Origin of the sequence: Acidovorax sp. LjRoot129, from assembly GCF_964253765.1 — a bacterium.
In the GTDB taxonomy this organism is placed as follows: domain Bacteria; phylum Pseudomonadota; class Gammaproteobacteria; order Burkholderiales; family Burkholderiaceae_C; genus Acidovorax.
Map to the genome: position 1 here is coordinate 4,637,773 of NZ_CAXUSE020000001.1, position 22,160 is coordinate 4,659,932.

General features: G+C 66.5%; 17 protein-coding genes. 5 read left to right on the forward strand and 12 right to left on the reverse strand.

What is annotated here, in order from left to right; genetic code table 11:
- Window positions 1-72: 72 nt before the first annotated feature.
- On the reverse strand, window positions 73-6,006 hold the full coding sequence (gene uvrA / locus ACSQ3Q_RS21145; protein ID WP_436136290.1) for an excinuclease ABC subunit UvrA: 5,934 nt from the start codon (window positions 6,004-6,006) through the stop codon (window positions 73-75).
- Between the two features lie 220 nt (window positions 6,007-6,226).
- Between uvrA and ACSQ3Q_RS21150 the strand changes: the two genes are divergently transcribed.
- Both ACSQ3Q_RS21150 and ACSQ3Q_RS21155 read left to right on the forward strand, forming a co-directional pair.
- Window positions 6,227-7,342 carry an ABC transporter substrate-binding protein gene (locus tag ACSQ3Q_RS21150; RefSeq protein ID WP_436136291.1) on the forward strand — a complete coding sequence of 372 codons (1,116 nt, stop codon included), beginning with the start codon at window positions 6,227-6,229 and terminating at the stop codon, window positions 7,340-7,342.
- A 179-nt stretch (window positions 7,343-7,521) separates the two neighbouring features.
- Window positions 7,522-8,610 (forward strand): ABC transporter substrate-binding protein, encoded by a 1,089-nt coding sequence (locus ACSQ3Q_RS21155; protein ID WP_436137047.1) that lies wholly within the window; start codon window positions 7,522-7,524, stop codon window positions 8,608-8,610.
- Window positions 8,611-8,777: 167 nt separating this feature from the next.
- Here ACSQ3Q_RS21155 and ACSQ3Q_RS21160 read toward each other — a convergent pair whose 3' ends face one another.
- The 7 genes from ACSQ3Q_RS21160 to ACSQ3Q_RS21190 form a co-directional block, all read right to left on the reverse strand.
- Entirely contained in the window at window positions 8,778-8,981 is a 204-nt protein-coding gene (locus ACSQ3Q_RS21160; protein ID WP_436136292.1) for a hypothetical protein, read from the reverse strand.
- Between the two features lie 158 nt (window positions 8,982-9,139).
- Window positions 9,140-10,813: an MFS transporter gene (locus ACSQ3Q_RS21165; protein WP_436136293.1), complete on the reverse strand. Its 1,674-nt coding sequence runs from the start codon at window positions 10,811-10,813 to the stop codon at window positions 9,140-9,142.
- A gap of 168 nt (window positions 10,814-10,981) precedes the next feature.
- Window positions 10,982-11,635 carry a 2-hydroxychromene-2-carboxylate isomerase gene (locus tag ACSQ3Q_RS21170; protein WP_436136294.1) on the reverse strand — a complete coding sequence of 218 codons (654 nt, stop codon included), beginning with the start codon at window positions 11,633-11,635 and terminating at the stop codon, window positions 10,982-10,984.
- A gap of 155 nt (window positions 11,636-11,790) precedes the next feature.
- Window positions 11,791-12,102 (reverse strand): DUF1289 domain-containing protein, encoded by a 312-nt coding sequence (locus ACSQ3Q_RS21175; protein ID WP_436136295.1) that lies wholly within the window; start codon window positions 12,100-12,102, stop codon window positions 11,791-11,793.
- Window positions 12,099-12,626: a YbaK/EbsC family protein gene (locus ACSQ3Q_RS21180; protein WP_436136296.1), complete on the reverse strand. Its 528-nt coding sequence runs from the start codon at window positions 12,624-12,626 to the stop codon at window positions 12,099-12,101. The genes ACSQ3Q_RS21175 and ACSQ3Q_RS21180 overlap by 4 nt, the downstream gene beginning before the upstream one ends.
- A 25-nt stretch (window positions 12,627-12,651) precedes the next feature.
- Window positions 12,652-13,560 carry a hydroxymethylglutaryl-CoA lyase gene (locus ACSQ3Q_RS21185; RefSeq protein ID WP_436136297.1) on the reverse strand — a complete coding sequence of 303 codons (909 nt, stop codon included), beginning with the start codon at window positions 13,558-13,560 and terminating at the stop codon, window positions 12,652-12,654.
- A gap of 177 nt (window positions 13,561-13,737) precedes the next feature.
- Entirely contained in the window at window positions 13,738-14,658 is a 921-nt protein-coding gene (locus ACSQ3Q_RS21190) for a LysR family transcriptional regulator (RefSeq protein WP_436136298.1), read from the reverse strand.
- A gap of 112 nt (window positions 14,659-14,770) precedes the next feature.
- Here ACSQ3Q_RS21190 and ACSQ3Q_RS21195 point away from each other — a divergent pair, with 112 nt between their 5' ends.
- The 3 genes from ACSQ3Q_RS21195 (at window position 14,771) to ACSQ3Q_RS21205 (ending at window position 17,730) form a co-directional block, all read left to right on the forward strand.
- A complete protein-coding gene (locus tag ACSQ3Q_RS21195) occupies window positions 14,771-15,751 on the forward strand; it encodes a 3-hydroxyacyl-CoA dehydrogenase family protein (protein WP_436136299.1) in 981 nt (326 codons plus the stop codon).
- Window positions 15,748-16,596, forward strand: coding sequence for a 3-keto-5-aminohexanoate cleavage protein (locus tag ACSQ3Q_RS21200; RefSeq protein ID WP_436136300.1), 849 nt, complete (start codon window positions 15,748-15,750; stop codon window positions 16,594-16,596). The genes ACSQ3Q_RS21195 and ACSQ3Q_RS21200 overlap by 4 nt, the downstream gene beginning before the upstream one ends.
- Window positions 16,597-16,671: 75 nt before the next feature.
- Window positions 16,672-17,730 (forward strand): Bug family tripartite tricarboxylate transporter substrate binding protein, encoded by a 1,059-nt coding sequence (locus ACSQ3Q_RS21205; RefSeq protein ID WP_436136301.1) that lies wholly within the window; start codon window positions 16,672-16,674, stop codon window positions 17,728-17,730.
- Window positions 17,731-17,765: 35 nt separating this feature from the next.
- Here ACSQ3Q_RS21205 and ACSQ3Q_RS21210 read toward each other — a convergent pair whose 3' ends face one another.
- The 4 genes from ACSQ3Q_RS21210 to ACSQ3Q_RS21225 form a co-directional block, all read right to left on the reverse strand.
- The gene (locus ACSQ3Q_RS21210; protein WP_436136302.1) at window positions 17,766-18,224 is read right to left on the reverse strand and encodes a DUF3592 domain-containing protein; all 459 of its coding nucleotides are present in this window, start codon (window positions 18,222-18,224) and stop codon (window positions 17,766-17,768) included.
- Window positions 18,225-18,266: 42 nt separating this feature from the next.
- Entirely contained in the window at window positions 18,267-19,187 is a 921-nt protein-coding gene (locus ACSQ3Q_RS21215) for a 2-hydroxyacid dehydrogenase (protein ID WP_436136303.1), read from the reverse strand.
- Between the two features lie 93 nt (window positions 19,188-19,280).
- Window positions 19,281-21,320, reverse strand: coding sequence for an acetyl-CoA carboxylase biotin carboxylase subunit (locus tag ACSQ3Q_RS21220; protein WP_436136304.1), 2,040 nt, complete (start codon window positions 21,318-21,320; stop codon window positions 19,281-19,283).
- 2 nt (window positions 21,321-21,322) lie between these two features.
- On the reverse strand, window positions 21,323-22,042 hold the full coding sequence (locus ACSQ3Q_RS21225; protein WP_436136305.1) for a DUF4126 domain-containing protein: 720 nt from the start codon (window positions 22,040-22,042) through the stop codon (window positions 21,323-21,325).
- Window positions 22,043-22,160: the final 118 nt, after the last annotated feature.

Genomic DNA, 22,160 nt, shown 5'->3' on the forward strand with positions numbered 1-22,160 from the left:
CACGTGCGCCATGTTCCGCGGTGCACGTAGGACATGGGCCGACAGCAGCGTGCGCCACGGTCGGCCTTCCCATCACCGCGCCAGCACCGCCGCCAGCGCCTTGCCGGTGTGTGTGCCCAGCCGCACCACCTCTTCGGGCACGGTGGCCGCCACAATGCGACCGCCCGCGTTGCCGCCTTCAGGCCCCAGGTCGATGATCCAGTCGGCCTCGGCGATCACGTCAAGGTCATGCTCGATCACGATCACGCTGTGGCCCCCATCGACCAGCCGATGCAGCACACGGATGAGCTTGTCCACGTCGGCCATGTGCAAGCCCACGGTGGGCTCGTCCAGCACGTACAACGTGTGCGGCGCCTTCTGGCCACGGCGGCCCACTTCGTCGCGCACTTTGGTCAGTTCGGTCACGAGCTTGATGCGCTGTGCCTCGCCACCGCTGAGCGTCGGGGATGGTTGTCCCAGCGTGAGATAGCCCAGCCCCACGTCCTTCAACAGCTGCAGCGGGTGCGCAATGCTGGGCATGCTGGCGAAGAAGTCCACGGCCTCGTCCACCTCCATCTGCAGCACGTCGCCGATGCTCTTGCCACGCCAGGTCACGGCCAGCGTCTCGGGGCTGAAGCGCGCGCCGTGGCAGGTCTCGCAGGGCACCTTCACGTCGGGCAAAAAGCTCATCTCGATGGTGCGCACGCCTGCGCCTTCGCAGCTGGGGCAGCGGCCTTCACCGGTGTTGAAGGAAAAGCGCCCGGCCGCGTAGCCCCGGGCCTTGGCCTCCAGCGTTTCGGCAAACAGCTTGCGGATCGTGTCCCAAAAACCGATGTAAGTCGCAGGGCAGGAACGCGGTGTTTTGCCAATCGGCGTCTGGTCCACCTCCAGCACGCGGTCGATGCTCTCGAAGCCCGACAGACCCGTGCAGCCCACCAGCGGCGGTGCATTGCCTGCATCCATTGCGTCACGGCCCGCCTTGGTACTGCGTTGCTGCACCCACGCCTGCACATTGGCCAGCAGCACGTCGCGGGCCAGTGTGGACTTGCCCGAGCCACTCACGCCGGTCACCGCCACCAGGCGGTGCAGCGGCACCGTGGCCGTGACGTTCTGCAGGTTGTGCAACTGCGCGCCATGCACCGTGAGCCAGCGGATAGCGGCACGCGCCTTGGCATCCTCCAGCGCGCTGGCGGCCAGCGATGCGGCCTGCGCTGCGCGTTTCTTCACGGCAGCGCTCTGCCGGCCCTTGGGCGCGTCCACCAGGTCGCCCAGTGCGGCGTCGGCAGCACTCAGCTCCCCAGGCAACATGCTGCGGCGCAGCTGCAGCGGGTGCTTCATCGCGTGCAGCAGGTAGCGGCCCGTCTGCGACTCGGCCGCGCCGGTGATGTCGTCCACGCTGCCCTGCGCCACCAGGCGCCCGCCGCGTTTGCCGGCGCTGGGGCCGATGTCGATGATGTGGTCGGCGCGGCGGATGGTGTCCTCGTCGTGCTCCACCACCACCAGGGTATTGCCCTTGTCTCCGAGCTTGTGCAGGGCGTTCAACAGAATCTGGTTGTCGCGTGCATGCAGGCCGATGGTGGGCTCGTCGAGCACGTAGCACACGCCCTGCAGGTTGCTGCCCAGCTGCGCTGCCAAGCGAATGCGCTGCGCCTCGCCGCCGCTGAGCGTGGGGGCACCGCGGTCGAGCGTGAGGTACGAGAGCCCCACTTCCTCAAGGAATTCGAGGCGGCTCTGGATTTCGGGCACCAGGTCGCGGGCGATGTCGGTCTCGCGCTGTGTCATACCGCCTTCAATGCGCAGCGATTCGACCCAGCGGCGCACGTCCGTGACCGAGAGCGCCGCAATGTCGGTGATGCCCACACCCGCGAACCTGACCGCGCGCGCCGTGGCGTTGAGCCGCGAGCCACTGCATGTCGGGCACGCGGTGTCCACCAGGTCTTCGATCTCGGGCTCGGCAAAGGTCTGCTCGCGGCCTTTTTCCTTGTCGTCCTGCACCGAGTCGTCAAACACCTTGCGCTGGTCGCGCGTGAGCTTGACGCCCGTGCCCACGCAGTCGGGGCACCAGCCGTGTTTGCTGTTATAGCTAAAGAGACGCGGGTCCAGCTCGGCGTAGCTCATGGCGCACACCGGGCAGGCGCGCTTGGTGGAGAACGCCTGCAGCTGGCCGATGCCCGCCGTGGGCCGGCCGTCTTCCATCGCAGCGCGCAGGTCGGTGATGCTGCTCAGCACATGCACCACGCCCTTGCCGTGCGTGAGCGCGTCGGCCAGCGCGGCGCGCAGTGCGGCTTCGTTCTCAGGGGAGACATCGAGGCTGGCCACCGGCAGCTCGATCGTGTGCTCCTTGAAGCGGTCGATGCGCGGGAAACCGGTGGTGGGCAGGAAGTTGCCATCCACGCGCAGGTGCGTGTAGCCCCGCGGGCGCGCCCAGTCGGCCAGCTCGGTGTAAACGCCCTTGCGGTTCATCACCAGCGGCGCGAGCAGCCCGATGTGCTGGCCGCGGAACTGCGTGAGCAGCTGGGCGGCGATGCTCTCGGGCGTTTGTGGCTGCACTGCGGCGCCGTCGCGTATGCAGTGCTGGGTGCCAAGCTTGACGTACAGCAGGCGCAGGAAGTGCCACACCTCGGTCGTGGTGCCCACGGTGGACTTGCGGCCGCCGCGCGACAGGCGCTGCTCGATGGCCACGGTGGGCGGAATGCCGTACACCGCATCCACCTCCGGCCGGCCCGCGGGCTGCACGATGGAACGCGCATAGGCGTTGAGCGATTCGAGATAGCGGCGCTGGCCTTCGTTGAACAGGATGTCGAACGCCAGGGTGGACTTGCCCGAACCGCTCACGCCGGTCACCACGTTGAACTTGCCGCGCGGGATGTCCACGCTCAGGTTCTTGAGGTTGTGTTCCTTCGCGTTGACGATTTGTATGGCATTTTTGGCCGCTGGCGCTTGATCCATAAGGGCCAGGCGCTCCTTTTTTCGTAGCGCAGCGGCTTTTTCGTGCACTGAGTGGCCGCCGATGCCCAGCGTGAGCTCGTACTCGCGCAGCGCCTGGCCGGTGTGTGAGGTGGCATGAGCGCGCACGTCTTCGGGCGTACCTTCGGCCACGACCAGGCCGCCGGCGTACCCGCCTTCGGGCCCCAGGTCGATGAGCCAGTCGCTCGCGCGGATCACATCGAGGTTGTGCTCGATAACGATGAGCGAATGCCCCGCATCGATGAGCTTGCGCAGCGCGCGCATGAGCTTGGCGATGTCGTCAAAGTGCAGACCGGTGGTGGGCTCGTCAAACAAAAACAGCGTGCCTTTGCGTGCGACGGACTGGCGGGACTTGGACGCGCTGCGTGCCGCCTCGGCCAGGAAACCCGCGAGCTTGAGGCGCTGCGCCTCGCCGCCGCTCAGCGTGGGCACGGGCTGGCCCAGCGCCACATATTCGAGCCCCACGTCCACGATGGGCTGCAACGCGCGGATCACGTCGCGGTCGCCCGCAAACAGGTCGGCCGCCTCGGCAACGGTGAGGGCGAGCACGTCCGCCACGTTGAGGTTGCGCCCCCCCCGCTCGATGGTTATTTCCAGAATTTCGGGGCGGTAGCGCTTGCCATCGCAGTCCGGGCAGCGCAGGTACACGTCCGACAGGAACTGCATCTCCACATGCTCAAAGCCCGAGCCGCCACACGTCGGGCAGCGCCCGTCGCCACTGTTGAAGCTGAACTTGCTGGCGGTGTAGCTGCGCTGGCGCGACAACGGCGCCACCGCAAACAGCTCGCGGATGCTGTCCCACGCGCCGACGTAGCTCACGGGGTTGGAACGCGCGGTCTTGCCGATCGGCGACTGGTCCACAAACACCACGTCCGACAAGTGGTCGGCGCCCAGCATGCGGTCGTGCGTGCCAGGGGTGTCGGTGGCCTTGCCAAAGTGGCGCAGCAGCGCCGGGGCCAGCACGTCCTGGATCAGGCTCGACTTGCCCGAGCCGCTCACGCCCGTCACGGTGACCAGGCGCTGCAGGGGGAACTCGACCGACACGTTCTGCAGGTTGTGCTCGCGCGCGCCTTCGAGGATGAGGCGCGGCGTAGCCTCGGTCACCATGCGCTTGAAGCCAAAGCCCACATGCTTGCGACCGCCCAGATAGGCGCCAGTGAGCGTGTCGGCATTGCGCAGGTCGGCCGTGGTGCCGTCGAACACGATCTGCCCGCCCAGGCGGCCGGGGCCGGGGCCCATGTCGATCATGCGGTCGGCCGCCAGCATCACGGCCGGGTCGTGCTCCACCACCACCAGGGTGTTGCCTGCATCGCGCAGGCGCAGCATGGCCTCGGTAATGCGGTGCATGTCGCGCGGGTGCAGGCCGATGCTGGGCTCGTCCAGCACGAACAGCGTATTGACCAGTGAGGTACCGAGCGCCGTGGTGAGGTTGATGCGCTGCACCTCGCCTCCGCTCAGGGTCCGGCTTTGCCGGTCGAGCGTGAGGTAGCCAATGCCCACGTCGCACAGGTATTTAAGGCGCGTGGTGATCTCTTCGTGCAGCAGCTTCAGGGCCTGCGCGTCGCCGCCGGCCGCTGCGTCGCCCACGGGCAGTTCCATCCGGTCAAAGAAGCGGCGCAGGCGGTCGATGGGCAGCAGCATCAGGTCGTGCAGGCACAGGCCAGGCAGGGCTTCGAGCTGTTCGCGCGACCACTGCACGCCTTCAGGCATGAAACGGCGCGCGGGCTCGATGGCGGCGTCCGCATCGTCCTTGCTGCCCACGCGCCAGATCAGGCTTTCGGTCTTGAGGCGCGCGCCGGCGCAGGTGGGACACGGCGTGTAGCTGCGGTACTTGGACAGCAGCACGCGGATGTGCATCTTGTAGGCCTTGCTCTCCAGGTACTCGAAGAAGCGCTTGATGCCGTACCACTGCTTGCTCCACTGCCCATCCTTGTAGCCGGGCGTGCCACCGATCACCCACTTCTTCTGGTCGTCGGTCAGCTTGTACCAGGGCGTGTCACGCGGGATGCCGGCCGCCTCGGCGTGGCGCATGAGGTCGTCCTGCGCTTCTTTCCACGCGGGGGTCTGGATGGTCTTGATCGCGCCAGCGCGCAGCGTGAGCTTGTCGTTGGGGATGACCAGGCCATAGTCCACGCCGATCACGCGGCCAAAGCCCCGGCAACTCTCGCAGGCACCCACGGCGGAGTTGAAGGAGAACATCGACGGGATGGGGTCGCTGTAGCGCAGGTCGCTATCGGGGCAGTGCAGGCCGGTGGAAAAGCGCCAGAGTTCGGGTGCAGGTTCCGCCTGCGCTGAGCCGGTCGATGCACTTTCCCGGCCTTCGACAGGCTCAGGCTGAACGGCCTGGGCTGGAGAGAGCACATAGACATTCAACCGCCCCGTACCGCGCTTCAATGCCACCTCGATGGCCTCGACCACACGCGCCTTCTCGGCATTGCTCAGGCGAAAGCGGTCAGCCACGACATCGAGCACCTTGCGCGGGCCGGTGGGCGTGGCGACTTCGCGCTCGGCCTGCACCTTGGTGAAGCCGCTGGCAGACAGCCATTGCTCGACCTGCTCGGCCGACGTACCGCCGGGCAGCTCGACCGGAAAAGTCAGCACGACGCGCGGGTCGCCGGCCTCGGCGCTGCGCCGCTGCAGCTCGGCATAGATGGTCTCGGGCGAGTCGTGGCGCACCGGCTGTGCGGTCTGCTTGTCGAACAGCTGGCCCGCACGCGCGAACAAAAGCTTCAGGTGGTCGTTCAGCTCCGTCATCGTGCCCACGGTGGAGCGGCTGGAGCGCACGGGATTGGTCTGGTCGATGGCAATGGCGGGCGGCACGCCCTCCACCTTGTCGACCGCTGGTTTGTCCATGCGGTCGAGAAACTGGCGCGCGTAGGCGCTGAAGGTCTCCACGTAGCGGCGCTGGCCTTCGGCGTACAAAGTGTCAAACACCAGGCTGGATTTGCCCGACCCGCTGGGGCCGGTGACCACGGTGAGCTCGCCGGTGCGGATGTCCAGGTCCAGGTTCTTGAGGTTGTGCTGGCGTGCACCGCGGATACGGATCAGTCCCTGGGTCATGGAGGCGTCTTTCGGGTGTAAGGCGAAACATTCTAGGGACGCATGGCCTGCCCTGCCCGCGCGGCGGGATTACCCCCGGATCACGCTGCGCTGGCGTTTGACAAAGCACAAAGACCCGCCTGCAAAGGATGTTTCTGTGTGAATTAACCCTTTGCACGCTACAAATGCATGCGCTTAGACTGAACTCTTACGCACCGACACAAACAACAAGGAGACAGCCATGAACCGATGGCAGACATGTGGGGCCGCTGCGGCCCTGGCGCTGGGGCTGTGCACGGCCAGCCAGGCGCAGATCCTGGTCGGGCAGACCGCGGGTTTCTCGGGCCAGGTAGCTGCCGGCGTGAAAGAGACCACCGACGGCGCCAAGCTCTTCATCGACGCTGTCAACGCCAAGGGCGGGGTCAACGGCCAGAAGATCGAGCTGACTTCGCTGGACGACAAGTTCGACCCCAAAATCGCTGCCGAGAACGCGCGCAAGCTGATCGAAGAGAACAATGTCGTGGCGATGTTCCTGACCCGCGGCACGCCCCACACCGAATCCATCATCCCGCTGCTCGAAAAACACGGCGTGGCCCTGGTGGCGCCCTCTACCGGCGCCATGGTGCTGCACCAGCCGGTGCGCAAATACATCTTCAACGTGCGCGCCACCTACCAGCGCGAGGCCGAAAAGGCCATGACCCACTTGGCCTCCATGGGCATCACGCGCATTGCGGTGGTGTATGCCGACGACAGCTTTGGCGCTGACGGGGTGACGGGGGCCCAAAAAGGTTTGGCTGCCGCCAAGCTCACCCCCGTGGCACTGGAAAAATTCGACCGCGCCAAGCCCGATTTTTCAGCCACCGCAACCAAAATCGCCAAGGCCGACACACAGGCCGTGCTGATCATCGCCTCGGGCTCGACGGTGGTGGATGCCCACGCCGCGTTCCGCGCAGCGGGCTCGGCCGCGCAGATCGTGACGCTGTCGAACAATGCCTCGGGCGGTTTCATCAAGAGCCTGGGCACCAATGCGCGCGGCGTGATCGTGACCCAGGTCTACCCCAATGAGCGCGCCGTGACCTACCCCATGGTCAAGGAAGCGCAGGAGCTGGCCAAGGCCAAGGGGCTGACCGAGATCAGTCCCGCCATGCTCGAAGGCTTTGCCGCTGCCAAGGTGCTGGTGGAAGGCCTCAAGCGGGCGGGCCCCAAGCCCACGCGCGACAAGGTCCACGCCGCGCTGGAGGGCTTGCGCAAGTTCGACCTGGGCGGCCTTGAGGTGTCGTACGGCCCGGACGACCATACCGGGCTCGACTTTGCCGACCTGTCCATCATCGGTACGGACGGCCGGTTCCGCCGCTAGCGTTTTATCCGCGTTGCCGCCCGCGGCCCCCTCCTTTGCGATCTGACGGCTTGCCGGGCGAGCCCCTACGTGGTTCTACGGCTTTACTTGTCACCAGTTGTATCTATATTGGATTCAACAATAGGCAGATTCAGGAGACAAGCATGGCATTCACGCAACGGCTTCGCAGGGGCGCGATCATGGCGTCGGTTCTGGCAATGGTGGGCGGTGCGGTACATGCGCAGATCCTCATTGGCCAGACGGTGGGCATCACCGGATCGGCCGCGGCCACGGTGGCCGAATCCATGCAGGGCGCGGCGCTGTACATCGACCATGTGAACGCCCGCGGCGGCGTGGCCGGACAGAAGGTCGAAATCGTGTCGCTCGACGACAAGTTCGACCCCAAGCTCGCGCTGGAAAACACACACACCCTCATTGAACAAAAGGGCGTGATCGGTATGTTCATGTCGCGCGGCACGCCCCACACCCAGGGCCTGTTCCCGGTGCTGGAGCAGCACGGCGTACCGCTGGTGGGCCCCTCGACTGGAGCGATGGTGCTGCACCAACCGGTGCCAAAGTACGTTTTCAACGTGCGCGCGCCTTACCAGCGCGAGGTGGAAAAAGCCATCACGCACCTCAACACCCTGGGCATCAAGCGCATCGGCGTGGTGCATGTGGACGACACCTTTGGCGCCGACGGTCTCGCCGGGGCGCAATCGGGCTTCAAGGCCAACCACCTCGAAGCGCTGTTCATCGAAAAATTCGACCGTGCCAAGCCTGACTACAGCGCCATTGCACCCCGCGTGGCGGGCCTGCAGCCCCAGGCGGTGATCTTTATCGGCACTGGCGCGGCCGTGGTGGACGGCATCAAGGCGCTGCGGGCCGCGGGTGTCTCGGGGCAGATCGTCACGCTGTCCAACAACGCATCCGGCGGCTTTGTGAAAGCGCTGGGCGAGCAGGCCCGCGGTGTGGTGGTCACGCAGGTGTTTCCGTCCGAGCGTTCGGTGAACTTCCCGGTCATCAAGGAGGCCATGGAACTGGCGCGCGCCAAGCACCTGCCCGACCTCACGCCGGCGATGGTGGAAGGCTTCGTGACGGCCAAGGTGCTCATCGAAGGCCTCAAGCGCGCGGGCCCCAAGCCCGATCGCGCCAAGCTGCATGCGGGCCTGGAAAGCATCAAGAAATGGGACCTGGGCGGCCTGGAGCTGAGCTACGGTCCCACCGACCACAGCGGCCTGGATTTTTCGGACCTGGCCATCATCGGCAGCGACGGCCGCTTCAAGCGCTGATCCCGCGGGCGCGGCGCCGGCCCCTGTCAAACGCAAAAAAGCCCGGTGCCTGCATGGCCCCGGGCTTTTGTGCTTGTTGAGTTGAAGGCTGCGCGACAGGGGCACGAGGCTACACGCTCCCCCGCCACCCGTCAGCTCACCGACTCATCAGCTCATCGCTCCAGAAATCACTGCGCGCTAGCAGCCGATGCGGGTGCTGACGCAGCCGGCACGGCAGCCGCAGCAGAGGCCCCGCTGGCAGCAGGCTCAGGGGCGTGCACGGCATCGCCGCTGTGTTTTTCGCCGCCCATGTCGGCCTTGTCGCCCGCCGAGATGATCACGTACATCGACAGCGCAGCAAACAAAACGAAGCCAACCACAATCTTCCACATATCAATATCTCCTTCAAGGATGGGTTTGTTCAATCAAGGGGCCTGGGGCGCGGCGCGCTAGAACCTGTTTTTTGCTTGTACTGGTGCAGCACAAGCCCCTTGATGGAACACAGGGCCCGTCCCTTGCGGGGCGGGCCCTGCACACCGATCAAAACCGATCAGTCGTTGGCGTAGATGTCAACGTCCTTGGTTTCCCTGATGAACAGGCCACCAATCACCACCGTGGCACCCGCGATGATGATGGGGTACCACAGGCCGTTGTACATGTTCCCCGTGGCCGCCACGATGGCGAAGGCCGTGGTGGGCAGCAGGCCGCCGAACCAGCCGTTGCCGATGTGGTACGGCAGGGACATGGACGTGTAGCGGATGCGGGTCGGGAACATTTCCACCAGCATGGCGGCGATGGGCCCGTACACCATGGTCACCAGCAGCACCAGGTAGGTCAGGATCATGATGACCTTGAACTTGTCTACCTTGGCAGGGTCCGCCTTGGCGGGGTAGCCAGCGGCCTTGAGCGTATCGGCCACGTCCTTCTTGAACGCTGCAATGCCCTTCACGCTGGCTTCATCAAACTTGCTGTTGACTACGTTAGCCACTGGAGGGGAGATGACCTTCTCGCCGATCTTCACGGTCGCGGGCTGACCTGCGGGGCCGGCCACGTTCTCATAGCTGACCGAGCTTTGCGCCAGGAAGCGCTTGGCGATGTCGCAGGAGGAACGGAAGTCGATCTCGCGTGCAATGGGACTGCCCTGGAATGAACAATCCTTGGGGTCGGCCGTGACAACCACCTGGGTCTTGGCCTGCGCAGCTGCCAGATCTGGATTGGCTGCTTTGGTCAGCGCGGAGAACACCGGGAAGTAGGTCACCGCGGCCAGCAGGCAGCCCGCCAGGATGATGGGCTTGCGACCGATCTTGTCCGACAGCGCGCCGAAGATCACGAAGAACGGCGTGCCAATCAAGAGCGACGCGGCAATCATGATGTTGGCCGTAGCGCTATCGACCTTCAGGGCCTGCGTCAGGAAGAACAGGGCGTAGAACTGGCCCGTGTACCAGACCACGGCTTGGCCGGCGGTGAGGCCCACCAGCGCCAGGATCACGATCTTCAGGTTCTTCCACTGGCCAAACGATTCGGTCAGCGGTGCCTTGGAGGTCTTGCCCTCGGCCTTCATCTTCTGGAACGCGGGGGATTCGTTCATCGACAGGCGAATCCAGACCGAGACGGCCAGCAGCAGGATCGACACGAGGAACGGAATGCGCCAGCCCCAATCGCCAAAGGCTTCTTCGCCCATCGCCGTGCGGGTACCGAGAATCACCATCAGCGACAGGAACAGGCCCAGCGTGGCGGTGGTCTGGATCCACGCGGTGTAGGCGCCGCGCTTGCCGTGCGGAGCGTGCTCGGCCACATACGTGGCAGCGCCGCCGTATTCACCGCCCAGCGCCAGGCCCTGCAGCAGGCGCAGCACGATCAGGATGACCGGAGCGGCCACGCCAATCGTCGCGTACGTGGGCAAAACCCCGACGATGAAGGTCGACAGGCCCATGATCAGGATGGTGACCAGGAACGTGTATTTGCGACCGATCATGTCGCCCAGGCGGCCAAAGAATATGGCGCCGAACGGCCGCACCAGGAAGCCTGCAGCGAAGGCCAACAGCGCAAAGATGAAGGCGGATGTTGGATCCAGGCCGCTGAAGAACTGCTTGGCGATGATGGCCGCGAGCGAGCCGTACAGATAAAAGTCGTACCACTCGAAAACAGTGCCGAGCGACGAAGCGAAGATGACCTTCCTCTCTTCGGCTGACATCGGCCGCGGTGCGGGATGAACGGTTGCCATGTGTGTCTCCTGTTGATTTGTCAGGCCCGCATGACGGGCTGTACGCATTCTTGGAGATGGCACTGACCACGCTCTGACGCGAAACCAACAAGAGCTTTCACCAAACTGACCGCTCTCTGACAACTTAGGGTGAAACCCGCAGCACCCCTTTCAGCATCCGGAAATTGCTCAGGGCTTGCCGGGTAAACCCGATGGAAGCTGGCTGACAGCATCCCAGCCCGGACCGTCAAACCACGCGTCGCCGTCCAGGTACGCGCGCAGCATCGGCAGACCATCGAGCCCCCAAAACACCTTGCCATCCACCTCGAACGCGGGCACGCCAAAAATGCCTGCCGCCTGCGCCGCTTCGGTGTTGGCGCGCAGCAGGGCCTTGGGGCCTTCGCTCGTGGCGTCCTGCCCGGGCCGTAGCTGGTCCTTGAGTTGCGCGGCCAGATCCGCCAGGCGCGTTGCGTCGAGCGCGTCGTGCCCGCCTTGCCACACATGGCGCAGCACGGCGCCGGCGACAAAGCGGTTGATGAGCCCATCGTCGCTGCAGGCCAGCGCGGTGCGCAGCAGCGGCAGCGGGTTGAACGGATGGCGCGCGGGCATCTGCAGCAGCGTGCCCTGCGCATGGCCGAGCCAGGTCACGTGGCGGTAGGTCCAGTCGCGCTTGGGTGCGATGCCCGCCGGGCCGGGGTTGCCATGCTGCTGCAACAGCGCGCCCAGCAGCACGGGCCGGTAGCCCACGCTGTAGCTCAGCCCCTGCAGCACTTCGGGCAGGCGCTCGAACGCAAGCCAGGCATAGGGGGACACGAAGTCAAGGTAGAACGTGATGCGTTTCATGGCGGTGTCTCTAGGAACCTGTTCAAGATCTTTGCGGGGCCGCGCAAGCACCTTGCCCGAAGGGTTGGAGTGAAATCGGGCCGATGAACTGGGGGTTTTGGCGCCCCGGCTGCTTGCATGGGCATGAGCCCATGCGGCGCATCCGAAGCCTCCACTCATTCCGATTGCACTCCAACGCGATCCCCGAAAAGATTTTGAACAGGTTCCAAGGCCTTGGGCGGCGCGGGCGGGATGCCGGCGCGGTCGAGCAGCTGAAGCCAGATGCCGCGGCGGAGGCCGGCGTCGGCGCGCGACCAGATGCGGATCTCGTCCAGCGTGCGAAAGCAGCCCTGGCAATGGCTGCGGTCGGCCGACATGCGGCACACCGAAATACACGGCGAGGGCACGGGCTCCATGTTTTCGGGATCAAAATGGCCGCCAGCGCTTATTTGATAAGCGCGAGTAGCTAGCAAATCGATAGCATTCATGCGGCGGGCTGCGCAGGGGCGTCCGAGGGCGCCAACACCACGTCCACCACCGGCGCACCGGTCAGGCGCTGCAGGTCGCTGGGGTGCAGCGGGAACACGCTGTGAGGATGCCCTGCTGCGGCCCACACCACATCAAAGCGCAGCAGATCCTGGTCGATGAGCGTGACAGGCGGCATGGCATGCGCCACGGGGGAGACGCCGCCGATGGAAAATCCGGTGCGCGATTTCACAAACTCCGCATCGGCGCGGCCGATCTTGCCGCCCACATGGGCCTCGACCTTTTTCTCGTCCACGCGCCGGTCGCCCGAGGTGACCACCAGCACGGCCACGTCGTCGCTCTTGCGCCGAAAGATGATGCTCTTGGCCACCTGCCCCACCAGGATGCCCAGCGCATCGGCCGCTTGCTGCGCGGTGCGCGCAGCGTCGTCCAGCATTTGCGGCATGTGGGGGTGGTTGAGGGTTTGCAGCGCCGCAGCCACGCGCTGCACGCCCTCGGGAAGATTCTTCAATTCAGCTCCACACACGGTCATCCTCTCCTGCGCCGGGGCGCTATCCAGCTCTTTTGGTCAGCAGCGCATTGGCTGCGCGGGAATTCGGTTTGCGATTCAGGAAGCCACTGATGTAGGCCCCCGCATCGATGAGCTTATCAAGATCGATGCCGGTTTCGATGCCCATGCCGTGCAGCATGTAGACCACGTCTTCCGTCGCCACGTTGCCCGTGGCCCCCTTGGCATACGGGCAGCCGCCCAGGCCCGCCACGGAGGACTGGTAGTTCCAAACGCCCAGATCCAGCGCGGACAGCGTGTTGGACAGCGCCTGGCCATAGGTGTCGTGGAAGTGCCCCGACACGTCGTCGATGCCAAAGTGCTGGAGCGTGGCTTCGAGCGCACGCTGCACCTTGCGCGGCGTGCCCACGCCGATGGTGTCGGCCACATCCACGCGCTGCACGCCGATGCCCTTGAGCAGGCCGGCGAGGTAGTCCACGCGCTCGGGCGCGATATCGCCTTCGTACGGGCAGCCCACCGTGCAGCTCATCGCACCGCGTACGCCGATGCCGGCCGCAAGCGCCGCCTCGACCACCGGCGCAAAGCGCTCAATGCTCTCGGCGATCGAGCAGTTGATGTTCTTCTGGCTGAAGGCCTCGCTGGCCGAGCCGAAGACCACGATCTCGTCAGGCCGGTCCAGCACGGCGGCCTCAAAGCCCTTGAGGTTGGGCGTGAGCACCGAGTAGCGCACGCCGTTCTGGCGCGAAATGCCCTGCATCACCTCATGGTTGTCGGCCATCTGCGGCACCCATTTGGGCGACACGTAGCTCGTGACCTCGATCTCTTTGAGGCCAGCCTCTTGCAAGCGGTGCACCAGCGCGATCTTGACCTCGGCGGGCACGGGCGATTTTTCGTTCTGCAGGCCGTCGCGCGGGCCGACATCGATGAGTTTGACGCGGGAAGGAATGCTCATGGGTGGGCTACCTGAAAAGAGAGGGCGGGGACAGCGGTCTGCGTGGTGCCACCAAGGGTGGTTGCAGAGCAGGGGCTCAGGCCGGACAGACGCCTCCCATTGTCCGGGCTTCGCGCACGCGGCACCACCTCATATCCTGCCAGACCACTCCCCGCTCGTGCCATTCATTGCGGCACCTCAGGCGGTATGGATCCCAGCACCCTCTTCCATCTCCTGGCGCAGCAGCGCCACCATCTGCACCGCCGCCAGCGACAGGCGCCGGCCCCGCAGCGTGACCAGGCCAATCGGCCGGCGCAGCGACGGCAGCTTGAGCGGCCGCGCCACCACCTCGGCCCGACGCACCACCTGCGCGGCCAGCTCGGGCAGCGCACTCACGCCCAGCTGCGCGGCCACCATGGCCGCGATGGTGGCCAGGTGCTCCACCTCGTAGCGCGGCGCAAAGCGGATGCGGTGCGTGAGCAGCGCTTCTTCGGCGTACTGCCGCACGCTGGTGCCGGCGGGCATGGAGATGTGCGGCAGGTCTGCCACATCGGCCCAGGCCAGTGCGCTGCGGCTGCGCGCCAGCGGGTGGGCGCGGCTGAGCAACAGCACAAATCGGTCGGACGACAGCGGGGTGTAGTCGAGGTCGGCATACGCCGGGTTGGCGGCCGTGAGGGCGAAGTCCACGCGCCCCGCGCGCACCATGTCAAACGCCGGGCCGGCCAGGCTGTCGAACAGCTCCAGGTGCACGCCCGGGTGCCCTGCCGCAAACCGCGCAAACGCGCGCGGCACCACCCCCGCTGCCAATGACGGCAGCGCTGCCAGCGCGAGCCGACCCACTTGCACCTGGGCGACGGCTTGCACGCGGCGCACCGTCTCATCCATCTGGTGGCGCAGAAAGCGGGCCTGCTCGGCAAACACCTCGCCCGCCTGCGTGAGCTGCACTGTGCGTGTGGTGCGGTCGAACAGGCGCGCGCCCAGCATGTCTTCGAGCCGCGCGAGCGTGCCCGACACCGCCGACTGCGACAGGTGCATCTGCAGCGCAGTGCGCCGAAAGCTCAGCGTCTCGGCCAGCGCCAGGAACATATCGACCTCACGGGCCGACCAATTGATCTTCATGGCCGATCAGTCTATCGAAAAATACGTCTGGACCGCGCAATACAGGCTCCCTAGACTGCCCCCAAGACACCCCACCGAGCCCCGGGGCCCAGCCAACACGAAGGAGACAGACATGGACATCAGTTCGCCGCGCAATGCACGCACGGTGGTCGTGGGCGGAGGCACCATGGGGGCCGACGTGGCCGTGGTCCTGGCCCGGGGCGGGGCCCGGGTCACGGTGGTGGACCCCCACGTCACACGGCGCGAGCACCTGCTGCCACACATCGCGGCCGAGCTCGAAGCCACCGGCCTGGCCGCGAGCGCCGGCCCCGTCGAGGTGTGTGCCAGCCTGCAAGAGGTCGCCTGGGACGGCGTGGTGCTGGTGGTCGAATGCATCACCGAGCAACTCGCCGCCAAGCAGCAGCTGTTTGCCGAGCTCGAAGCCACAGCGCCAGCCAGCGCCGTACTGGCCAGCAACAGCTCGGGCTTTCCAATCAGCGCCATCGCTCAGGGCTTGCCGACCGCACAGCGCATGCTGGGCCTGCACTTCTTCATGCCCGCGCACCTGGTGCCGCTGGTGGAAGTAGTGCTGGGCGAGCGCAGTGATCCGACCCTGGGCGAGTGGTTGCATGGCTTCATGCGCCGCTGCGGCAGCGTGCCGGTGCTGGTGAAGAAAGACAAGCCGGGCTTTCTGGCCAACCGCATGCAGCACGCGCTGTCGCGCGAGGCCTTTGCGCTCATTGACGAGGGCATCGCATCGCCCGAAGACGTAGACGCCGCCGTGCGTTTTGGTTTTGGCTTTCGCTTTCTGGCCGCGGGCCCGGTGCTGCAGCGCGACCACGCAGGCATCGAGGTGCATTGCGCGGCTGCGGCCACCATGTACCCCACGCTCTGCAACACCGACGTGCCTGCCCAGGCGCTGCGCGACCGCGTGGCGCAGGGGCACCTGGGCATGAAGACCGGCAAGGGTTTCTTCGACTGGCCCGAAGACCGCAAGCGCGCGGAGCGCGCCCGCTACGACGCGCTGCTGCGCCAGGGCCTGGCCTTGCTGGCCAGCGAGCTGCCAGCCGTCGAGCCCCCAGCGCAGCAGGACACCCCGGGAGTGGCTCCATGACCAATCTGCCTCCCATCGCCTGCCAATGGGCCGACCCGGTCATCATCACGGTGGCCCCCAACGGCGCCTACAAGCTGCCCACCGACCATCCCCGCGTGCCGATCACGCCCGCCACGTTGGCCGCCACCGCCAAGGCCTGCCTGGACGCCGGGGCGGCCATGATCCACATGCACATCCGCGACGCCCAGGGCCGCCACAGCCTGGACGTGGAGGGCTACCGCGAAGCCGAGCGCGTGGTGCGCAACGCAGTGGGCGATGCCATGGTGGTGCAGGTCACGAGCGAGGCAGCCGGCGTGTACCGCGCGCCAGCGCAGATTGCCATGGTCAACGAGCTGCAGCCCGAGGCCGTGTCCATCGGCCTGCGCGAGATCGACCAGCCAGAGATCGGGGAGGCGGGACTGCAGCGTTTCTTCAGCGGCCTGACCGAGCGGCAGACCATGGTGCAGGTCATCCTGTATGACGTGGTGGACCTGCGCCGCTGGCAAGGGTTGCGCGCCAGCGGCGTGGTGCCCGACGCGCCCTGGTTCCTGCTGTTCGTGCTGGGCCGCTACAGCGCCGGCCAGACATCGAACCCGCGTGACCTTCTGCCCTTCTTGGCCGCGCACGACGGGCCCGAGCCCTGGGCCGTGTGCGCCTTTGGGCCCGCCGAGAACACCTGCGTGACGGCAGCCACGTTGTTCGGCGGGCATGCCCGGGTCGGGTTCGAGAACAACCTGCGGCGCAAGGACGGCAGCACCGCGCCCGACAACACGGCCCTTGTCCTCCAGGCGGTCGAAGCCGCTGTCGCCCTGGGGCGCCCGCTGGCGACTGCATCCGACATCCGCCAGCGTTTCCGCGCTGGCTGAAGATTTCACGGTCATACCCCTCAGCCACCCCACAAGCCGCACCAGACGGCGCCTATCCATCCGAAGGAGACAGACATGCCACATCGCACCGCACTCAACGCCCCGGTTTTTGCCCCCACACGGAGCCCCCGTTCAGGCAGCACCCGGCGCTGCACACTCACGCATCTGGCCCTGGCCTTGCCCATCGCACTGAGCCTGGCCGGCCACGCCGCGGCCCAAACGCCCCCCGCTGCGTTCCCCACCAAGACCATCCGGTTTGTGGTGCCCTACCCACCGGGCGGCCCCACCGACCTGATGGCCCGCATGCTGCAGCCCGAACTGCAGAGCCGGCTGGGAGTGCCGGTGATCGTGGACAACAAAGGCGGCGCGGGCGGCAACTCGGGCAGTGCCGAGGTGGCCAAACAGGCACCGGCCGACGGCCACACTCTGCTGCTGGCGGCCAGCGGCCCGATGGCAGTCAACCCGTCGCTGTATGCCAGCATGCCCTTCAACCCGCTGAGCGACCTGGTGCCCGTGGTCCAGCTGTCGGCCTTTCCGCTGGTGCTGGAAGTGCACCCCTCGCTGGGCGTGAAAACCTTGCCCGAGCTGATCGCGATGGCCAAATCGGGCAAACCCGTCTTGAGCTATGCCTCTGCGGGCAATGGCACGCCGCAGCACCTGGCCGGTGAGCTCTTCAACACCACCGCGCACGTCAAGATGGGCCATATTCCTTACCGCGGCGCGGGCCCGGCGCTCAACGACCTGCTGGGCGGGCAGGTGAATGTGATGTTCGACATCCTGGGCAGCTCCCTGCCCCACATCCAGTCGGGCAAGCTCATCCCGCTGGCGGTGACGTCGCGCGAACGCAGCAAGGTGCTGCCCAACGTGCCCACCATGGCAGAAGCCGGTGTGCCGGGCTACCAGATCACCGGCTGGCACGGCATTGCCGTGCGCACGGGCACGCCGCAAGCCACCGTCGACAAGCTCAACGCCACGGTCAATGCGATCTTCAAGGAGCCCGCCTTCCGGGCCAAATGGGAAGCGATCGGCACGCCTGTGGTGGGTGGCACGGCAGCAGACTTCGGTGCGCTGATCAAAAGCGACGCCCAGCGCCTGGGCAAGCTGGTGCGCGATGCGGGTGTGACGGTGGATTGATGCGCCTGGTGCCGGCGCACGGCGCCAGTTGAGCGCTACGCTGCATCGCGAGGCCGCAGGCGCAGCAGCAGCCAGCCCGCCACCATGCCCGCAGCGCTGAACAGCAGCCACACAGCGCCCAAGAAAATTTTGAGGGTATTGGAGCTGCTGATCTCAGCCTGCGACGGGTTGTTGGCGGGGTAGCGCACGGTGACGGTGTCGCCCACATCGTGCACCGCCTGCAGCTGCCGCACCAGCGAGTCTGTGAACCGCACGGTGCGGCCATCGTTCGCCACAAACTCGACGACGCTTTTCTTGCCGTGTGCCTGGCGGCTGGAGGACCCGGTCACAACACTTTCGTGCGCCACCACGCGGCCCTTGGCGCTGTACGTATCGCCCACCAGATGCAAGCTCGTGGCCAGGAGCCAGGCGGCGATCAATGCGGTGATGGCGCTGGGCACCAGCAAGGCCCAGCCGAGAAGGCCGAAGAAACCGCGAAGGGAGTTGAAAGTCATGGGCGCCCTTTTCTGCGTTGAACGAGCCACCGGACCATCGGCTCAGTACCCACGCCCCGGGTCGACGGTGCCGGCCACCGCCTCGCCGCGTTGCATCGCGGCCATCTTGCGGGTGATCTGCGCAATGCTCTCTTCGCGCATCGTGCGGGCCGAAGTGTGCGGCGTGGCGGTGATCTTCGGGTGCGTCCAGAACGGGTGGCCCACGGGCAGCGGCTCCGTGCGGAACACATCCAGTGTGGCGCCGGCGATGTGGCCGCTGTCGATCAGGGCCAGCAAGTCGTCTTCGACCAAGTGCGCACCCCGCGCCACGTTGACCACATAACCGCCCGGCTGTAGGCGCGAGAGCGTGTCGCGGTTAATGATGTCTTGTGTGTCGGGTGTGAGCGGCAGCAGGTTGACGAGCACGCGGCTGGCGGCCAGGAAGTCGTGGAAGCTCTCCGCGCCGCTGAAGCCGTGCACGCCGTCCACCTCCTTAGGAGACCGGCTCCAGCCATTCACCGGAAAGTCGAAATGCGCCAGCGCCCGCGCCACGCGCTCGCCCAGCACGCCCAGGCCCATCACGCCCACCGGGAACTCCGAGCGCACGCGCGGCCGCCGAAAGCCCCAGCGGCCGGCCCGCATGTCGGCCTCGTACGCATCCAGCTCGCGGAAATGGCGCACCACGGCGTGGCACACGTATTCGGCCATCTGCACCGCCATGCCGCCATCATCGATGCGCACCACCTGACAGCCCGCCGGAATGCGCAGCTTGAGCAGCGCGTCCACCCCGGCGCCGATGTTGAACAGCGCGCGCAAGCCGGGCTGCTCGTCCAGGAACTGCTGGGGCGGCGCCCAGACCACGGCGTAGTCCGCCTGGGGTGCGCCCGGCTGCCACACGCTGATGTGGGCTTCGGGCAGTGCGGCAGCGAGTCCCTGCAGCCAGGGCTCGATCTTGGTGTCGGTGCAGCAAAGCGTGATGTTCATGCCGCCGAGATTACCTGCATCGGACCCTGCGGGCTGTCACCTGCGGCCTGCGGCGGGGTGCACCTGCCTTGCCCGCCTACCCTACCGGTCCACTCAAGCCGCCACGGCCACCGTGAGCTTGAGCAGCTCCGCGCCTTCGGTCACCTGGTCGCCAGGCGCGTACAGCAGTTCCTGCACCACGCCGTCGGCGGGGGCCGCAATCGTGTGCTCCATCTTCATGGCTTCCATCACCGCCAGTGGCTGGCCCTTGGTGACGCTGTCGCCCGCCTTTACCGCAAAAGACACGACCTTGCCGGGCATGGGCGCGGTAAGGCGCCCACCTTCGGCCGCAGACTCGCCCGAATGCGCGAGCAGGTCGATGGCGGTGATCTGCGTCGCGCCGCGCGGCGTGAAGATATGGTCCACCTCGCCCTGGGCGTACACCGCAGCACGAGTGCGCTGGCCGGCGAACTGCAGTTCGATGCCGTCCCCGTGCACGGTGAAGAACAGCGGGCCGGCCACCGCCGCGTCGCCCCCTTCTTTCACGCTCTCCACCTCCAGATGCAGCGTGCCATCGCGCTCATAGGTGAGCCAGGCCTTGGCATGCTCGCCGCCAAACTCGAACTCAAAGCGGCGGCGCGTGAGCGCATGGGAATGGAAGCCGTCACGTCGACTGAAAGGGTCCACGCCTTCGCTGGCGCGTTCATGCAGCACGGTCTGCGCCACGGCAGCGGCAGCAGCCAGCGGCAGGCCCACCGGCTCCTGGTGGAACAGCACGGCCTGCTCGCGCGGGATCAGCGCGGTGTCGAGCTGGGCACTGGCAAATGCACCGGTACGCGCCACGCGGCGCAAGAACTGCACGTTGGTCGCCAGGCCCACGATGTGCGTCTGAGCCAGGGCCTCGTCCAGCCGCGCCAGCGCCTGCTCGCGCGTGTCGCCGTGCACGATGAGCTTGGCCACCATGGAATCATAGAACGGGCTGATCGCATCGCCCTGGCGCACGCCGGAATCCACGCGCACCGCGCCTCTTTCAAAGGTGACGCACTCTGGCAGCGCGTACACGTTGAGCGAACCCGTGGCGGGCAGGAAGTTGTTGTCGGGGTTCTCGGCGCAAATGCGCGCCTCGATGGCGTGGCCGGTGATGCGCAGTTCGTCTTGGCGCAGCGGCAGCGGCTCTCCAGAGGCCACACGCAGTTGCCATTCCACCAGGTCCAGGCCGGTGATGGCTTCAGTCACCGGGTGCTCCACCTGCAGGCGGGTGTTCATTTCCATGAAATAGAACTTCATCTGATCAGGCCGCTCGTAGCCACCCGGCTGCTCCACGATGAACTCCACCGTACCGGCGCCCACGTAGTTCACCGCCTTGGCCGCAGCCACGGCGGCCTCGCCCATCTGCTGGCGCAGCGCGGGCGTCATGCCGGGTGCGGGTGCTTCTTCCAGCACCTTCTGGTGGCGGCGCTGCACGGAGCAGTCACGCTCGAAGAGGTACACCACGTCGCCGTGCGTGTCGCCGAACACCTGGATTTCGATGTGGCGGGGGCGCTGCACATACTTTTCGACCAGCACCGCGTCGTCGCCAAAGCTGTTGATGGCCTCACGCTGGCAGGACGCCAGCGCTGCGGCGAAGTCCTCGCTCTTGTCCACCGCGCGCATGCCCTTGCCGCCGCCCCCTGCGCTGGCCTTGATGAGCACGGGGTAGCCGATGCGGTCGGCCTCGCGCTGCAGCAGCGCAGGGTCCTGGTCGCTGCCGTGGTAACCGGGCACCAGCGGCACACCGGCATTCTCCATGAGCTGCTTGGACTGGGCCTTGAGCCCCATGTCCTTGATGGCCGAGGGTGGCGGGCCGATGAAGACCAGGCCCGCTGCCGCACAGGCGTGGGCGAAGTCTTCGTTCTCGGACAGGAAGCCGTAGCCCGGGTGGATGGCCTGTGCGCCCGTGGCCTGGGCGGCTTCGATGATGCGCTCCCAGCGCAGGTAGCTGTCCTTGGGCGCGCTGCCGCCGATGTGCACGGCCTCGTCGCACACGGCTACATGCTTGGCATTGGCGTCGGCATCGGAGTACACGGCGACGGTCTTCACGCCCATGCGCTTGGCCGTGGCCGCCACACGGCAGGCGATCTCACCGCGATTGGCAATCAGAATCTTTTTGAACATTTTTAGGCCACCTTGGCAGAACCAGAAAAGAAAGAAGACAAGCGCCGCACCACGGCGCGCAGAAACTTGAACAGCACCACCAGCAGCAGCACCGACACGGCCACCATCAGCACCAGTGCGACGCCGAAGGCCACCGGGTGCTGCGTGGCGAGCCACACCACAGCCACCACCAGGCCGTCTTCGAAGAAGGACAGCAGCCAGTTGGAGAACGGCTCGGGCGAGGTGTTGGCCGCTGCGCGCGTGGTCATCTTGGTGGCCATGGACGTGGCGGCCAGCGACCCGCCCAGCAAGCCCGCTACCACGCCCATGGTGGCGTTGTCGGCACCGAACACGCCCGCAGCCAGCAGGGCGCCGCCAGGCACGCGGATAACGGTGTGCACGGCATCCCAGGCGCTGTCGATCCACGGAACCTTGTCCGCAAAGAATTCGACCAGCATCAGGCCGCCCGCCACCAGCAGCACCAGCGGGTTTTGCAGTACGTGCAGGCCGGGCGGCAAGGGCATCCAGCCCATGGCTCCCATCGTGCCGACGATAAACACCACTGCGTACAGCCGAAACCCGCTGGCCCAGCCCAGCGCTGCGGCCAGGGCCAGCAGGCTGGGCATGTCGAGTTGCGCCGTGGCCGTGGCCGCCGCGTCACCTACGGCGCGCGCCGTGCCGCCATCCACATGCAGCCCCAGCGTGTGAAGCCACTGCACGATGTTGAACCATAGGGTGTCCATGTCAGTAGGTCTCCCCGGCACTGTGAAAGATCGCTGGCCGCGACAACTGGCGCGCACCAGGCCAGGGACGCCGAGCAAGGGCCGCCCCGCAGCGAGGGCGTCGTCCCCCTGCCCGGTG

Coding starts and splice junctions, on each gene's coding strand:
- uvrA (WP_436136290.1), bottom strand. CDS start 6,006: ATGACCCAGGGACTGATCCGTATCCGCGGTGCACGCCAGCACAACCTC.
- ACSQ3Q_RS21150 (WP_436136291.1), top strand. CDS start 6,227: ATGAACCGATGGCAGACATGTGGGGCCGCTGCGGCCCTGGCGCTGGGG.
- ACSQ3Q_RS21155 (WP_436137047.1), top strand. CDS start 7,522: ATGGCGTCGGTTCTGGCAATGGTGGGCGGTGCGGTACATGCGCAGATC.
- ACSQ3Q_RS21160 (WP_436136292.1), bottom strand. CDS start 8,981: ATGTGGAAGATTGTGGTTGGCTTCGTTTTGTTTGCTGCGCTGTCGATG.
- ACSQ3Q_RS21165 (WP_436136293.1), bottom strand. CDS start 10,813: ATGGCAACCGTTCATCCCGCACCGCGGCCGATGTCAGCCGAAGAGAGG.
- ACSQ3Q_RS21170 (WP_436136294.1), bottom strand. CDS start 11,635: ATGAAACGCATCACGTTCTACCTTGACTTCGTGTCCCCCTATGCCTGG.
- ACSQ3Q_RS21175 (WP_436136295.1), bottom strand. CDS start 12,102: ATGAATGCTATCGATTTGCTAGCTACTCGCGCTTATCAAATAAGCGCT.
- ACSQ3Q_RS21185 (WP_436136297.1), bottom strand. CDS start 13,560: ATGAGCATTCCTTCCCGCGTCAAACTCATCGATGTCGGCCCGCGCGAC.
- ACSQ3Q_RS21190 (WP_436136298.1), bottom strand. CDS start 14,658: ATGAAGATCAATTGGTCGGCCCGTGAGGTCGATATGTTCCTGGCGCTG.
- ACSQ3Q_RS21195 (WP_436136299.1), top strand. CDS start 14,771: ATGGACATCAGTTCGCCGCGCAATGCACGCACGGTGGTCGTGGGCGGA.
- ACSQ3Q_RS21200 (WP_436136300.1), top strand. CDS start 15,748: ATGACCAATCTGCCTCCCATCGCCTGCCAATGGGCCGACCCGGTCATC.
- ACSQ3Q_RS21205 (WP_436136301.1), top strand. CDS start 16,672: ATGCCACATCGCACCGCACTCAACGCCCCGGTTTTTGCCCCCACACGG.
- ACSQ3Q_RS21210 (WP_436136302.1), bottom strand. CDS start 18,224: ATGACTTTCAACTCCCTTCGCGGTTTCTTCGGCCTTCTCGGCTGGGCC.
- ACSQ3Q_RS21215 (WP_436136303.1), bottom strand. CDS start 19,187: ATGAACATCACGCTTTGCTGCACCGACACCAAGATCGAGCCCTGGCTG.
- ACSQ3Q_RS21220 (WP_436136304.1), bottom strand. CDS start 21,320: ATGTTCAAAAAGATTCTGATTGCCAATCGCGGTGAGATCGCCTGCCGT.
- ACSQ3Q_RS21225 (WP_436136305.1), bottom strand. CDS start 22,042: ATGGACACCCTATGGTTCAACATCGTGCAGTGGCTTCACACGCTGGGG.